Below are 14,343 nucleotides of genomic sequence, written 5' to 3' on the forward strand. Positions count from 1 at the left end.
CATAGTATACAAAGGACGTTTTATTTAGGAGGGATTCGATGTTAACGAATAGAAGGAAGGAAAAATTAAAGGAGATGTTGCTTGAGCGGCAAACAGAAATGATTGAAAAAGTCGGATCAGAGGAGATTAGTGAAGAAATGACAGGAGAGTTATCGAATTATGATAACCATCCGGGTGATCAGGCAACGGAGTTATATGATAAAGAAAGGTCTGCAACCTTTCAACGACATGCAGAGGAGGAATTGGAAAATATTAACGAAGCATTACATGCAATGGAAGATGGAACATATGGGATTTGTCGCGTTTGTAGTGAACCGATTTCTTATGAAAGATTGCTTGCGATACCTTCAGCAGATACATGTGTTGCACATAGTGAAAATAAAATAGATGTACCAATACAGGAGGAACGGGAACCTTTTGGGGAGATGGATATTTTCACTTTTGTCGAACGATATGGTACATCGAGCAGTTCACCAATAGATCGAAATTAAGCGGAAATTATATTTTTATCCTATTTTTTAGTTAAAAATACATGACAAGACGCATAGCATCATGTATACTAAGTACGCTTTAAGATACTTAATATAGGGAGCGTACATGAATGAATTTAAGAGAAGATATTCGAAATATCGCAATTATTGCTCACGTTGACCATGGAAAAACGACATTAGTCGATCAGTTATTACAGTACTCAGGGATTTTTCAAGAACATGAACAAGTTGAATCAAGAGCGATGGACTCTGATGATATAGAAAAAGAACGTGGTATTACCATTTTATCTAAAAATACAGCCGTTCGTCATGGCGAAACGACGATTAATATTTTAGATACACCAGGACACGCGGACTTTGGGGGAGAAGTTGAGCGAATTTTAAAAATGGTAGATGGAGTTATTTTAGTCGTAGATGCTTATGAGGGGACCATGCCACAAACGCGTTTCGTTTTAAAGAAAGCATTAGAGGCAAAAATTAAACCGATTGTCGTATTAAATAAAATTGACCGTCCGAACGCACGACCAGAGCATGTCGTTGATGAAGTGCTCGATTTATTTATTGACCTTGGTGCAGATGATGATCAACTGGAGTTTCCTGTGTTATATGCATCTGCATTAAACGGAACTTCTGGAAGAGAGCCTGAAGACCAACAACAAACGATGGATCCAATTTTTGAAACGATTATTGAACATATTCCAGCACCTGTTGATAATGTAGAGGAACCATTACAATTACAAGTGACATTATTAGATTATAACGATTATGTTGGTCGTATCGGTATTGGACGTGTCCACCGTGGTACGATTAAAGTAGGGGACCGTGTCGTTTTAATAAAACAGGATGGAACAGAAAAAAGTTTCCGGGTAACCAAACTATTCGGTTTCTTCGGCTTAGAACGTTTAGAAATTAAAGAAGCGAAAGCTGGGGACATTGTGGCAGTTTCTGGTATGGAAAATATTAATATTGGTGAAACGATTTGCCCGGCAGATCATTTAGAAGCTTTACCGTTATTGCATATTGATGAACCAACATTACAAATGACGTTTTTAGTGAATAACAGTCCGTTTGCAGGAAAAGAAGGTAAATATATTACATCAGCAAAAATTGAAGAACGTTTATTAACACAACTGGAAACGGATGTAAGTTTACGTGTTACACCGACAGAATCACCAGATGCGTGGATTGTTTCTGGGCGTGGGGAGCTCCACTTATCTATTTTAATTGAAAATATGCGTCGTGAAGGATATGAATTACAAATTTCCAAGCCACAAGTAATTACGAAGGAAATAGATGGAAAAATTTGCGAACCGATGGAGCGAGTACAAATTGATGTGCCAGAGGAATATACTGGTAGTATAATGGAGTCGATCGGGGAACGTAAGGGAGAAATGCTCGACATGATCAATGATGGAAACGGGCAAGTTCGTCTTATTTTCACGGTTCCATCTCGTGGATTACTCGGTTATATGACAGAGTTCATGTCGCAAACTCGTGGATATGGTATTTTAAACCATAGTTTCAGCGGATATGCTCCAGTTGTAAAAGGCTATGTTGGTGGCCGTCGTCAAGGTGTCCTCGTTGCACTAGAAAATGGCAAGGCGACAGCATACGGAATTTTGCATTTGGAAGATCGTGGAACAATCTTTGTAGGACCAGGAACAGAAGTATATGCAGGAATGATCGTTGGAGAACATAACCGTGAAAATGATCTAACGGTGAATATTACGCGCGAAAAACATTTAACGAATATTCGTTCTGCGCACAAAGACCAAACATCTATTATTCGTAAAACACGTTCCATGTCATTAGAGGAAGCAATTCAATATTTAAGTGACGATGAATATTGTGAAGTAACACCTGAATCAATTCGTTTACGTAAAAAATATTTAGATAAAAATAAACGCGATAAAATGTCGAAAAATAAATAGATAAAATAAAGGACCAACGCTCTTTATGAAGTGTTGGTCCTTTATTGATTTTGGTGGCGTGTTGTTATAGCATCCGTTTTGCGTCGGGTTGCATCTGTTCCACTGTTTATTGCATCCATTTTCCTCGAAGTCGCATCTGCTCTGCTGTTTATTGCATCTGTTCTGCTATTAATTGCATCTGTTTTCCGCGAAGTTGCATCTGTTCTGCTATTTATTGCATCCATTTTCCGCGAAGTTGCATCTGTTCTGCTGTTTATTGCATCCATTTTCCGCGAAGTTGCATCTGTTTTGCTGTTAATTGCATCTGTTTCCCGCGAAGTTGCATCTGTCCCACTATTTATTGCATCTGTTTAGCACGAAGTCGCATCTGTTCCACTATTTATTGCATCCGTTTCCCGCGAAATTGCATCTGTCCCACCATTTATTGCATCCGTTTAGCGCGAAGTTGCATCTGTTCTGCTATTTATTGCATCCATTTCCCGCGAAGTTGCATCTGTTCCACTATTTATTGCATCCGTTTCCCGCGAAGTTGCATCTGTTCTGCTGTTTATTGCATCCGTTTTCCGCGAAGTTGCATCTGTACCACCATTTATTGCATCCGTTTCCCACGTAGTCGCATCTGTACCACCATTTATTGCATCCGCCACCCGCTTCAACTCCACTTTTCTGCGTTTACTGAAGTCTAGTCTTTACGCACGAAGTCGTGATCTGTCTGCATATCCCACTCATGAATAGAATAATCTCTTGCACCAAGTGTAATGTAAGGATCTTCCTTCACCCAAGCTTCTACCTCTGCTCGCGTCTCAGCTTCATAAACGACGAGGCCTCCACTTCCATCTGGAAAACGACCGAAAAGTAATACTCGGTTTAATTTTCTCATTTCGTCTAAAAAGTCTAAATGAGCTTGACGGTGTGTTGCGCTTTTTTCTTCATCTTTCATCGATAAAAATACTGCGAATTTTTTCATGTTGGTCACTCACTTTCTACAAAATTACGTTCCTGCTCTTCATTGTTTTTTTTATTCGGAATGTATTTCGTGAAATAGGCAGCAAATATTAGTAACAAAAAGGCAATTGCCCATGTAGCGATGCCCGCCCATCTTACTTCAGATTTCATGCCGATAAAGACAACAATCATACTAGCAATAACGAAAATCGTCGTTAAATATCGTTTCACGACAAATCCCTCCGTATGCATTTCATTCTAGCATTATCATACCATAACATATATAATAATTCAGAAAATTACGTCTGATTTGCCATAAGCATTACATGAAATGAAAAATAATAGTACAATGTAATTAATGAATGGATGTGGGGTGAGAATATGCGTGAAGTGGTGATTGTTGAAGGATGTCGAACGGCAGTAGGAAAAAGAAACGGAGCATTAGCTCATTATCGTTCAGATGAATTGCTTGCAGACGTGTTGGAAGCGTTAGTTCAACGAGCATCGATTGAAAAGGATATGGTGGAAGATGTCATTATTGGTTCTGTTACACAAATAGGGGAACAAGCGATGAATGTCGCACGGACGTCCTCTTTAATGGCTGGTTTTCCGACGACCGTTCCGGGTGTCACGATCGACCGTCAATGTGGATCAAGTCAACAAGCTGTTCACTTTGCTGCACAAGCAATCATGGCAGGGGATATGGATGTTGTTATTGCAGGTGGGGTAGAGAGTATGACACGCGCACCGATGTTTCAAAATATTGGAGAGACAAAGCATAGTGAAAGATTACTAGAAAAACATCGTATTGTAAATCAAGGAATATCCGCAGAACTCATCGCAGAAAAATGGAAACTATCACGAGAACAATTAGACACATTTTCTGTGAAAAGCCATGAAAAAGCATTAAAAGCAATAAAGGAAGAAAAGTTTTCCGATGAAATCATACCGATTGAACTAGAAGATGGCACTATTTTTAAAGTGGACGAAGGACCTCGACAAAATAGTTCACTAGAAACGTTAGCGAATTTACAAGCCGTTTTTCAGGAAGATGGGAAAGTTACAGCAGGAAATGCGAGTCAAATGAGTGATGGAGCAAGTGCTGTATTATTAATGTCTCGTGAAAAAGCGGAAAAACTTGGACTTCGCCCGCGTGCAAAAATTGTCGCAAGGTCTGTCGTTGGTTCAGATCCGACATTGATGTTAACAGGACCGATTGCAGCGACAAAAAATGTGCTAAAAAGAGCCAACATAACGATGGATGAAATCGACTTATATGAAGTAAACGAAGCATTTGCCTCGGTCCCTTTGGCATGGCTTCAAGAAATAGACAATGCAAAAGAGGAAAAATTGAACGTAAATGGTGGAGCGATTGCTTTAGGACATCCATTAGGAGCGACAGGGACGAAATTGCTCGTTACTTTATTACATGAATTAGAACGACGCGACGGTAAGTATGGATTACTCGCGATTTGTGAAGGAATGGGAATGGCAAATGCGACCATTATAGAAAGACTTGATTATTAATAACAAGTTATAAAATTATGATGCACCATTTTAGAAGCAGTTTTCTATTCAGATGTAGAAAGGATTTGCACCATGAAGATGAAAAGAACCGTTTTCCTATTCATCATGCTCGTTGTCATATTAGCGGCATGTGGACCGAAGGAGATTTCCTTAGAACATACAATTGTACAGCATGAACAGGAAGACGAAACAGAAACGAATAATGTAGAAAAAGAAACAACAAATAATGTAGCAAAAGAATCGGAAGAAGCTCCGGTTATGAATGAAGCACAACGAGAAGCCGAACAAACCCCTAAAAAAGAGGAAACGGAAATAACGATTGCGGCTATTGGAGATGTGTTGCTCCATGATACCGTATATAAAGATGCCAAAACAGATGATGGATATGATTTTATGCCGATGTCAGAACTCGTTAAACCGTATTTAAAAGAAAGTACGATTACCTTCGCAAATCAAGAGACGATGATTGGCGGGGAAGAAATTGGTTTGTCTTCTTATCCACAATTTAATAGCCCGACAGAAATTGGCGATGCATTGAAAGAGAGTGGTGTAGATATTGTTTCACTGGCAAACAATCATACATTAGACCGTGGAGAAGAAGCGATTCAAAATGCACTCGCACATTGGGATCAAATAAATATGCCCTATGTCGGTGCATATAAAGATAAAAAAGATGCGGAAAAATTGCGTGTCGTGGAAACAGAAGAAGGAATCGATGTTGCATTTCTTGCATATACGTACGGAACAAATGGTATACCAGTACCAAAAGGGAAAGATTATTTAGTTAATCTAATTGATAAAGATAACATTGCCGCAGACATCAAACAGGCAAAATCAGAAGCGGATGTCACAATCATTAGTTTGCATTTTGGTGACGAATATAATCGATTGCCAAACGATGCACAAAAAGACCTCGTACAATTCGTTGCTGATTTGGAAGTAGACGCTGTTTTAGGGCATCATCCACATGTGTTGCAACCGACAGAATGGATAGAAGGGAAAAATGGAAATGAAACACTGGTCATTTATTCCTTAGGTAATTTTTTATCTGGACAGGATGAGTTGCATCGTTTAATTGGCGGGATGTTTCGTTTTACCGTGAAGAAGATAGTGGAAGGAGACGATGTCAGCATCGAACTCCATACACCACAATTTTTACCGACATACAATTTTTATGAAAACTGGCGCAATTTTAAAGTGATTCCGATGCATGAATTAACAGATAAACAGCTGAAAGATGCACAAAAACATTATAAGGAAATAGAAGAACATATGTCACAATGGATGCCTGAATTAGAATTTGTTCAATAAAAAAGTTGGGGCACAACTAGTTCGAAAAACGCGTTCCATAAACGGTTTTAGCTACTAATGCCCCAACCTTTATTTCTTTTTATTTAAATGAACGACGACACCACGCACATAACGAATGTTTTCATCGTCTACCGTTCCTTCTCTATCTTCCTCTATTTTTCCCCACTTAAATAATATAGCTAATAACGCAACAGCATAACTTGCTAATTGAATTAATTTCAAAATGCCTCCTGCAGCCTGTTGGTCATAGACAGCCGTAAAGGCAGGGAAAAATGTACCGGCAGTCTCTATATACATCGGAAAAAACTCGTTTTGAATAATAACATAGAAAAATCCGATTGGAAACAGTGCAACAGAAGCTAAGAAAATATACAATGCACGCATTAAATGTCCGAACCCTTTAATTTCTGGGACAGGATGAATAATTACCCACCACATGAATACAGCACTGAAAAAAATAATGACCTGTACAATATATACTACGATCACATTCATATGAACTAAGTTAAAAACAGATGGAATTAAATATAAAGTAAGCAATCCATTGAATGTAACGAGTGTTAACCATGGATGTGCTAAAATATTTAATGCAAACTTTGTTCGATGTCCCCAAATATACTTTCGTAAAAAGTTTACTGGTAAAGATAAAATAAGTAGTGGAATAATAACGAAATATGCAAAAGACATTTGGAAAACATGTACACTAAAGAAATAATGACTTCCTAATACATCTAGTGGTGTACACTTTATAAGGAAGCCTAAAAAAACTGCCGTAAAAAAATATGTTTTTTGCCATGTGGTCACATTATATAAAGGTGACTGGATAACATTTTTCACATAAAAATAAACGATGGCCAATATAAGGATGAGCCAATGAAGTTTAAACAAGGCATAAAGTGAATGTTCATGCAGTAATAATTCAAACAATGATTGACACCACCATTTCTCCTCCATATCAATTTCACTTTCACATGTTCTCTCTTAATTTTAACAGAACCGTATCGGTAAGAAAAGAACAGACTAAAAGTACTTCCCGATGAGACCGAACACAACTAACACAATTAAAATAATCCAAAAAATATTTTTTCGTAACGCAGATGGTTGACGACGCTTTTTCTTCCAACGGTCTGGATCAAATCCAATCTCATCATCGTCACGTCGTTTCACACGAACACTCGCAATAAAGAATGGAACTGCATGTTTTAAAATAATTGGTCCAGTTGCAAAGCCGGCAATAAATCCGAATATATGTGCAGCGATATTAATATTCGGCTGGATAAATGTCATAACAAATCCAATCACAAAAACGACTGTTACAATATTGGCACTACCTCTGTCTATTAAATCTTTTCGCATCCATACCATATAAATATAAAGACCGAATAAGCCGTAAATGGCCCCTGAAGCACCTAAGTGTGGTACCGATGAAGTCGGATCAATAATGTATGTACCAAGATTTCCGACAATTCCTGCAAATAGATAAACGAAAATAAATTTAGGAATACCTAACATTCTTTCAAGTGCAGGACCAAAAATGACAAGCGCAAATGAGTTGAAAATTAGATGCCCGAATTGTGCGTGTAAGAACACAGGGGTAAGGAGCCGCCAATATTCCCCATGCGATACTGAAATATTATGGCCGATTCCTAAATCAAAAATCATCGCACCAATCGGAAGGCGTAATAAAGAAAAGCTCGCCCATAAAACGAAATGGATTATAACGATGATGGAAACGACAGGATATAGTTCAAAAAACTCTTTAATGCTACGCTCTGTTCGGATGAACATATGACTTCCCTCCAAATAATAGGAATATTACATATTAATGATATGATAGAATGGACTAAAAATGAAGGAAAGGTAACTTATATGGTAAAAGGAATAGGAATTGATATTGTAGAAATAACAAGAATGAAAAAAGCGATAGATAAAAATAGCCGTGTTGTGAAACGAATTTTAACAGAAAATGAATATATCCACTATACGACATTGTCAACGGAACGAAGAAAACTTGAGTATGTTGCGGGACGTTTTGCAGCGAAAGAAGCATATGCAAAAGCAGCAGGAACAGGGCTTGGTAAATTGAGCTTGCAACATATTGAAATTTTATCTAATGAATGTGGTGCACCGGAAATGTTTGTGCAAGGCGCTTCACATGATATTTTCTTATCTATTTCACATAGTGAACATTATGCAGTTGCACAAGTTGTTTTAACATAAAAGCATAAGTACATTTTTTCTCTCATATATATGTTGTACGAACTATAGAGGAAGGGGAGAAAAAATGTGAAACGGATATTAGCAACATTTTTGACGATGCTCGCAATTATTTTATTAGCAGCTTGTTCTAATACATCGAAGGAATCAATCGTAGAAAAGTTATCATCAGAGCTCGAAGATATGACGAGCTATAAGATGGAAGCGAAGATGACCATGCATACAGGAAAAGAACCACGCACATATGATGTAGAAGTTTTATACAAAAAAGAGGAGAACGATCATTTCAAAGTAACCTTAATGAATGAAGAAGAAAAAACAGGGCAAATTATTTTGAAAAATGATGAAGGGGTGTTTGTATTAACGCCCGATATAAAAAAGACCTTTAAGTTTCAATCGGAATGGCCTGAAAACAGTAGTCAACCATATTTATACCAATCCGTCATTCGCGATATAATGGAAGATAAAGAAGTGACATTTACGGAAATGGATGATTATTATTTGTTTGAGGCGAAAACAAATTATGAACATCAATCTAATTTGCCGTCGGAAGAAATTTATATTAATAAAAAGACATTGCTCCCACAAGCGGTACATGTACTAGACGAGGAAAAAAATACATTGATTGAAGTAATTTTCTCCAATGCAGAAACAGATGTTGCATTTGAGGAGGGGACATTTCACAAAGATAAAGTGCTAGAGAGCCTACATACTAGTGTGGATGGAGAAGTTGATTCAAATGTGTTGGAAGTACAATATCCGCTGGAAACATTTGGTGCGACTTTAGTCGAGGAAAAAGAAATACCAACAGAAGATGGAAAGAGAATTATTATGACATTTGAAGGGGACGATTCGTTTACGCTCATTCAAGAAAACGAAGCAGTAAAAGATGAAACCTATACAGAAGAAGTATATGGAGAAATGGTGGAAATGAAAGATTCCGTTGCCGCCGTATCAAATGGAACGATAGAATGGACAAAAAACGGCATCAAATATTATGTTGCTAGTGAAACGATGTCTACAGAACAGTTAACAGAAGTAGCAAATTCATTAGAAGGAAAAGGGATCAAATAAACGTATGTACAAATAATTGTGACAGACAATTATAAACATCTTTTAGAACGATTCATCCTTCGTCATTTATGAATGATCATGATAGGTGAATAACATTAACTATTTATCTTTATATAACGATAAATATAATTGAAATATCCCTAATCATAAAGTAAAATTTAATCATATTAACATTTAACAAAATATTCGAAAGAAATGAACATACAGATGTAGAAAGGGGTATTTTATGTATCGTCGCACAAAAGCAGTCATAAATTTACAATCGATTGGACATAATATACGTCAGTTACAAAGTTTATTAGACGATGAAAGCCATGTAATGGGCGTTGTGAAAGCTGATGGATACGGTCATGGGAGTGTAGAAGTGGCAAATGTGCTACTTAATGCAGGGGTAGACTTTTTAATGGTAGCTTTATTAGAAGAGGCAATTCATTTACGGAAGCATGGAATTGTCGCACCAATTTTAGTTGTCGGTCGTGTCCATCCAGAAGATGCCCATGTTGCCGCATCACATCATATAACGATAAACGTCTATGAACATGCATGGGTAGAAGCGGTAAAAGAGATGCAATTTGAAGCCCCTTTACACATACATGTGGAATTTGAAACGGGAATGAACCGTACAGGAATTTGTACAGAAGAAGAATTACGACAAATCGTCACAGCAATCCATAGAAATCCACAACTAAAGTTAACAGGTGCTTTTACTCATTTCGCTACAGCAGATGTTATTGATAGTGCCCATTTCCATAGACAATATAAAAATTACGAAAAGATGTTGCATATTTTAGCGAATATACACGACGAACCAATCATGACACATGTCGGTAACAGTGCGGCAGGAATTCAATATCCTGAAAAAATGAAACGATATACGAGATTTGGTGTTTCCTTATATGGTTTATATCCATCTGCGGAAATCAGACAGTTAAATAATGTTACATTAGAACAGGCCTATTCTTTATATAGTGAACTGGTCCAAGTAAAAAAAATTAAAGCAGGGGACTTTGTCGGCTATGGCGCAAACTTTGTCGCTGAAACAGACATGTGGATTGGTACGATCCCAATTGGATATGCAGATGGTTGGACAAGAAAATTACAAGGTTTTGAAGTGCTCGTTGCTGGTAAAAGAATGCCGATTGTCGGAAGAATCTGTATGGATTCAATGATGGTGCGCTTAGATGGACCATATGAAGTGGGAGAAAAAGTTACATTAATAGGTGGCGAGGGCGATGCGTTCATCGACATGGATGAAGTAGCAAATTATCTAGAAACAATCAATTACGAAATTCCGTGTATGATAACAAGTCGAGTACCTCGACAATATTACTGAAAAAAAGACAAATTTACTGAATTCTTTTTGCATAAGCATAGATAACATGCTATTATAAAAGAAATATGTTAGGAACTTCACGGATTAATGGAGGTGTTGGGTGTTGCCAAATCGATTTGAAGAGTTACGCATTACACTACCTAAAAAACTATTTGCGGAAGTAGATATTTTGGCGAAGCACGAGAATAAAGACATTAATGAATTAATTTATCATGCAACGAAAAGTTATATTGAGTATAAACACGAAGTACGGGAGTTGCATGAGACGATGCAAAAAGGCTATGTGGAGATGGCAAAAATTAATTTACATCTTTGTTCAGAAGCATTTTTAGCTGAAGAGGAGGCCGAAAACACCTATGACCGCTTAGTGATCGGGGTGTAGCGTGTTGATCGTACAACGCGGCGATATATATTTCGCAGACCTATCACCAGTAGTCGGATCTGAACAAGGTGGGGTAAGGCCAGTATTGGTCATCCAAAATGATATCGGTAATCGTTTTAGCCCGACGATTGTAGTCGCTGCTATAACTGCGAAAATTCAAAAGGGAAAATTACCTACCCATGTTGAGATAGATGCCAAAGAACATGGACTTGAAAGAGACTCCGTTATTTTATTAGAACAGATACGGACGTTAGATAAGCAAAGATTGACAGATAAAATTACGAGATTAGATAAAAAAACGATGAAGCAAGTCGATCACGCTTTAGAGATTAGTTTAGGGCTAGGATTTAAATCGTTTTATGAAGAAGAGCAGCATGAAGACGAACGATAAATGTGGGAATAGAGCAATCATCATTCATTATTTATATCTTCCCATTTATGTTCGTCTTTTTGGTTTATATAGACGAAAAAACTATCGTAAAAAAACATCCTAGCTTCATCGTAAGCGATAGGATGTTTTTTTATTAAAGGTATTTATATCATTTCTTTTTAAAATTTCTCCATATAAAGGCAAGTACACCAATAGTACTAGCGGTTAAAATTATCGGTTTCTTTTTTAACCTATTATTTTCATATAGTTGATTTTTAATAATAAGTTCCATATTCCTTGGTCGTTCTGCTAATCTTCTCATGAAATATCCGAACCAATCTTCTCCATATGGTAAATAAACCGTGAATCGATACCCTTCATTTTTAAGTTTTTCTTGAAGCTCTTCTCTAAAACCATATAACATTTGAAACTCTACTTTATTTTTATCAATGTTTTCCTCTTCAATATATTGAAGTAGAGAACGAATCATATGATGGTCATGTGTAGCGATAGAGGTAAATCCCCCTTCTTTTAAACGTTTTTTTGCTAAGTGTAGGAATTGTGCATCAATCTCTTCTTTTTGTTGATAAGCGACTTCAGCACTTTCTTTATAGGCTCCTTTTACAATTCTTAAACGAACATCTTTTAATTGTTCCATTAAAGCCTCTGCATGATAATAATAACTTTGGATAACCGTCCCGACATACTTATAGTCCAATAATAATTCATTCAAAATACGAACTGTAGCATGATAATGTACATAATCTTCTGTATCAATATTGATGAAAATATGATAGTTATTTGCGACATCTAATATTTCCCTCATTAGTTGTAAACAAAATTCTTCAGAAATATCTAATCCGAGTTGTGTAAGTTTTAAAGAGATATGGCAATCGAGTTGTTCCTCATTTATACAGTGCATAAATTGAATGATCTTTTCTTTCGCTTGAATAGATACCTCTTTTTCTGTAACGAATTCCCCTAAGTGGTCAACCGTACAACTAAATCCTTTTGCATTTAATGTTCGGACGGTTTCTAAGGCGTCTTCTAAATTTGTTCCAGCAATGAATTGATCGGCGACAATTCGGTATCCCCATTTTTGTGCCATTGTTTGAAGTGTCTTATTGTTGGACATACCGATAAAAAGGTTTTTCATGAAATAGTGCATCGTAAAACACCTTCTTTCGATATAAGTTTATGTTTATTATATCATTACATAGTAAAAGAAAGGAGAGAAGAATTGGAGGAAACATGATGAAACAAAGCTTTTTATAATGTTGATATAAAGTAAAGACAATTCGAAAAAAACAATCAATTTGTAGCGAGCATCAAAATGATTGCATATAAAATAAAAACGATGTAATATAATTTCTAGTGTCAAACGAAGCGGTTAAAAAACCGTTGTACGCTTTAGTATATTAATTGACGAAACAGCATAAAACATGATAAATTAATTTAAGACAAACGGAATTTAAAACTTTTTCAAAAAAGAATTTAAAACTGTTGACATTGAAAAGTAATTCATGTATAGTAGTTCTTGCTGTTACAAAAAAAGTGTTATAAAACGTTCTGATGAATATTAGTATATAACACATGATAGAACAATAAGCGCAAGCGATAAGGCGAAAATGCAAACATCAAAAAACTTGCATTTCTGAGTACAATTAAATATAGTAATAAAGTAGCATTTATTATTTGTTTGTACAAAATCATCAGTAACTAAGTAATTTACAGACGAAGTGAATACTTTGTATAATTATGAAGATACAGATTATCCGAATGGATGCAAACAATCATATTCCACAGTAGCTCAGTGGTAGAGCAATCGGCTGTTAACCGATCGGTCGTAGGTTCGAACCCTACCTGTGGAGCCATTATGGAGAAGTACTCAAGAGGCTGAAGAGGTACCCCTGCTAAGGGTATAGGTCGCTATCGCGGCGCGAGGGTTCAAATCCCTCCTTCTCCGCCATTAGAATTCATGGCCCCTTGGTCAAGTGGTTAAGACATCGCCCTTTCACGGCGGTAACACGGGTTCGAATCCCGTAGGGGTCACTTTAATTTTAACCGAATCATTAAGTAATGATTGGGCTATAGCCAAGCGGTAAGGCAACGGATTTTGGTTCCGTCATTCCTAGGTTCGAATCCTAGTAGCCCAGCCATTTCTTTTTCAAATGAGTTTAAAGTATTTCAAACTTGATGCTCTGTTAGTTAATGAGTTGCCTAGTTTTGATGCTTGATCATGCGAAACATAAATAGGAGCCATTAGCTCAGGTGGTAGAGCATCTGACTTTTAATCAGAGGGTCACAGGTTCGAATCCTGTATGGCTCACCTTAATAAAGAGATAACTGAGTAAGTGAAGTAATGTCATAAACGCATATTACTTGAAAGCACATATACTTTCTGCGGTCGTGGCGGAATGGCAGACGCGCTAGGTTGAGGGCCTAGTCGGGTTTACTCGGTGGAGGTTCAAGTCCTCTCGACCGCACCAAAAAATAAATAAACAAATTTGTTGCAATTAAGTTCTGAATATGTTAAGATTGAACTTGTCGCAAAAAAACATTTACTTTTACATGCGGGTGTAGTTTAGTGGTAAAACTCCAGCCTTCCAAGCTGATGTCGGGGGTTCGATTCCCCCTACCCGCTCCATTATAACTAATATGATGGGCCTGTAGCTCAGCTGGTTAGAGCGCACGCCTGATAAGCGTGAGGTCGGTGGTTCGAGTCCACTCAGGCCCATATCGTTCAAAAATGAGCGATCGAT

General features: G+C 37.1%; 16 protein-coding genes and 8 tRNA genes. 18 read left to right on the forward strand and 6 right to left on the reverse strand.

What is annotated here, in order from left to right:
- Positions 1–38 precede the first annotated feature (38 nt).
- From WKT09_RS09020 to WKT09_RS09030, 3 genes are all read left to right on the forward strand, one after another.
- Entirely contained in the window at positions 39–491 is a 453-nt protein-coding gene (locus WKT09_RS09020) for a TraR/DksA C4-type zinc finger protein (protein WP_340415738.1), read from the forward strand.
- A 110-nt stretch (positions 492–601) separates the two neighbouring features.
- A complete protein-coding gene (gene typA, locus WKT09_RS09025; protein ID WP_340415739.1) occupies positions 602–2,422 on the forward strand; it encodes a translational GTPase TypA in 1,821 nt (606 codons plus the stop codon).
- A gap of 78 nt (positions 2,423–2,500) precedes the next feature.
- On the forward strand, positions 2,501–2,776 hold the full coding sequence (locus tag WKT09_RS09030) for a hypothetical protein (RefSeq protein ID WP_340415740.1): 276 nt from the start codon (positions 2,501–2,503) through the stop codon (positions 2,774–2,776).
- A gap of 80 nt (positions 2,777–2,856) precedes the next feature.
- Here WKT09_RS09030 and WKT09_RS09035 read toward each other — a convergent pair whose 3' ends face one another.
- Genes WKT09_RS09035 through WKT09_RS09045 form a run of 3 tightly spaced genes read right to left on the reverse strand, consistent with a single transcriptional unit; the run spans position 2,857 to position 3,598 of the window.
- The gene (locus WKT09_RS09035) at positions 2,857–3,069 is read right to left on the reverse strand and encodes a hypothetical protein (protein WP_340415741.1); all 213 of its coding nucleotides are present in this window, start codon (positions 3,067–3,069) and stop codon (positions 2,857–2,859) included.
- A 35-nt stretch (positions 3,070–3,104) separates the two neighbouring features.
- A complete protein-coding gene (locus tag WKT09_RS09040) occupies positions 3,105–3,389 on the reverse strand; it encodes a YciI family protein (protein WP_340415742.1) in 285 nt (94 codons plus the stop codon).
- Positions 3,390–3,394: 5 nt separating this feature from the next.
- The gene (locus WKT09_RS09045) at positions 3,395–3,598 is read right to left on the reverse strand and encodes a hypothetical protein (protein ID WP_340415743.1); all 204 of its coding nucleotides are present in this window, start codon (positions 3,596–3,598) and stop codon (positions 3,395–3,397) included.
- Between the two features lie 150 nt (positions 3,599–3,748).
- Between WKT09_RS09045 and WKT09_RS09050 the strand changes: the two genes are divergently transcribed.
- Together WKT09_RS09050 and WKT09_RS09055 are read left to right on the forward strand one after the other, a co-directional pair.
- A complete protein-coding gene (locus WKT09_RS09050) occupies positions 3,749–4,894 on the forward strand; it encodes a thiolase family protein (RefSeq protein ID WP_340415744.1) in 1,146 nt (381 codons plus the stop codon).
- 72 nt (positions 4,895–4,966) lie between these two features.
- Positions 4,967–6,205, forward strand: coding sequence for a CapA family protein (locus tag WKT09_RS09055; RefSeq protein WP_340415745.1), 1,239 nt, complete (start codon positions 4,967–4,969; stop codon positions 6,203–6,205).
- Positions 6,206–6,274: 69 nt separating this feature from the next.
- On the opposite strand, the gene WKT09_RS09060 is transcribed toward WKT09_RS09055, so the two are convergent.
- On the reverse strand, positions 6,275–7,132 hold the full coding sequence (locus tag WKT09_RS09060) for a cytochrome c oxidase assembly protein (protein ID WP_340415746.1): 858 nt from the start codon (positions 7,130–7,132) through the stop codon (positions 6,275–6,277).
- Between the two features lie 93 nt (positions 7,133–7,225).
- Entirely contained in the window at positions 7,226–7,993 is a 768-nt protein-coding gene (locus WKT09_RS09065; RefSeq protein ID WP_340415747.1) for a rhomboid family intramembrane serine protease, read from the reverse strand.
- 81 nt (positions 7,994–8,074) lie between these two features.
- On the opposite strand from WKT09_RS09065, the gene acpS reads away from it, so the two are divergent.
- The 5 genes from acpS to WKT09_RS09090 all read left to right on the forward strand — a co-directional run bounded on the left by acpS (position 8,075) and on the right by WKT09_RS09090 (position 11,602).
- Positions 8,075–8,425 (forward strand): holo-ACP synthase, encoded by a 351-nt coding sequence (gene acpS / locus WKT09_RS09070; RefSeq protein ID WP_340415748.1) that lies wholly within the window; start codon positions 8,075–8,077, stop codon positions 8,423–8,425.
- A 66-nt stretch (positions 8,426–8,491) separates the two neighbouring features.
- Complete coding sequence (locus tag WKT09_RS09075) at positions 8,492–9,496, forward strand: LolA family protein (protein ID WP_340415749.1); 1,005 nt, start codon at positions 8,492–8,494, stop codon at positions 9,494–9,496.
- A gap of 226 nt (positions 9,497–9,722) precedes the next feature.
- Positions 9,723–10,829 (forward strand): alanine racemase, encoded by a 1,107-nt coding sequence (gene alr / locus WKT09_RS09080; protein WP_340415750.1) that lies wholly within the window; start codon positions 9,723–9,725, stop codon positions 10,827–10,829.
- A 103-nt stretch (positions 10,830–10,932) separates the two neighbouring features.
- Positions 10,933–11,211 carry an antitoxin gene (locus tag WKT09_RS09085; protein WP_340415751.1) on the forward strand — a complete coding sequence of 93 codons (279 nt, stop codon included), beginning with the start codon at positions 10,933–10,935 and terminating at the stop codon, positions 11,209–11,211.
- 4 nt (positions 11,212–11,215) lie between these two features.
- Positions 11,216–11,602: a type II toxin-antitoxin system PemK/MazF family toxin gene (locus WKT09_RS09090; protein ID WP_340415752.1), complete on the forward strand. Its 387-nt coding sequence runs from the start codon at positions 11,216–11,218 to the stop codon at positions 11,600–11,602.
- 148 nt (positions 11,603–11,750) lie between these two features.
- Here the strand turns inward: WKT09_RS09090 and WKT09_RS09095 are convergent, their stop codons facing one another.
- A complete protein-coding gene (locus WKT09_RS09095; RefSeq protein ID WP_340415753.1) occupies positions 11,751–12,749 on the reverse strand; it encodes a proline dehydrogenase family protein in 999 nt (332 codons plus the stop codon).
- A 631-nt stretch (positions 12,750–13,380) separates the two neighbouring features.
- On the opposite strand from WKT09_RS09095, the gene WKT09_RS09100 reads away from it, so the two are divergent.
- From WKT09_RS09100 to WKT09_RS09135, 8 genes are all read left to right on the forward strand, one after another.
- Positions 13,381–13,455: transfer RNA gene (locus tag WKT09_RS09100), tRNA-Asn, on the forward strand.
- 4 nt (positions 13,456–13,459) lie between these two features.
- A tRNA-Ser gene (locus tag WKT09_RS09105) sits at positions 13,460–13,550 on the forward strand.
- An 11-nt stretch (positions 13,551–13,561) separates the two neighbouring features.
- Positions 13,562–13,633: transfer RNA gene (locus tag WKT09_RS09110), tRNA-Glu, on the forward strand.
- 32 nt (positions 13,634–13,665) lie between these two features.
- Positions 13,666–13,740: transfer RNA gene (locus WKT09_RS09115), tRNA-Gln, on the forward strand.
- 97 nt (positions 13,741–13,837) lie between these two features.
- Positions 13,838–13,910, forward strand: a tRNA-Lys gene (locus WKT09_RS09120).
- 74 nt (positions 13,911–13,984) lie between these two features.
- A tRNA-Leu gene (locus tag WKT09_RS09125) sits at positions 13,985–14,070 on the forward strand.
- An 84-nt stretch (positions 14,071–14,154) separates the two neighbouring features.
- Positions 14,155–14,228, forward strand: a tRNA-Gly gene (locus tag WKT09_RS09130).
- 16 nt (positions 14,229–14,244) lie between these two features.
- A tRNA-Ile gene (locus WKT09_RS09135) sits at positions 14,245–14,318 on the forward strand.
- Positions 14,319–14,343 lie beyond the last annotated feature (25 nt).

It is taken from the genome of Pseudogracilibacillus sp. ICA-222130, from assembly GCF_037892545.1.
Lineage (GTDB): Bacteria > Bacillota > Bacilli > Bacillales > Amphibacillaceae > Pseudogracilibacillus.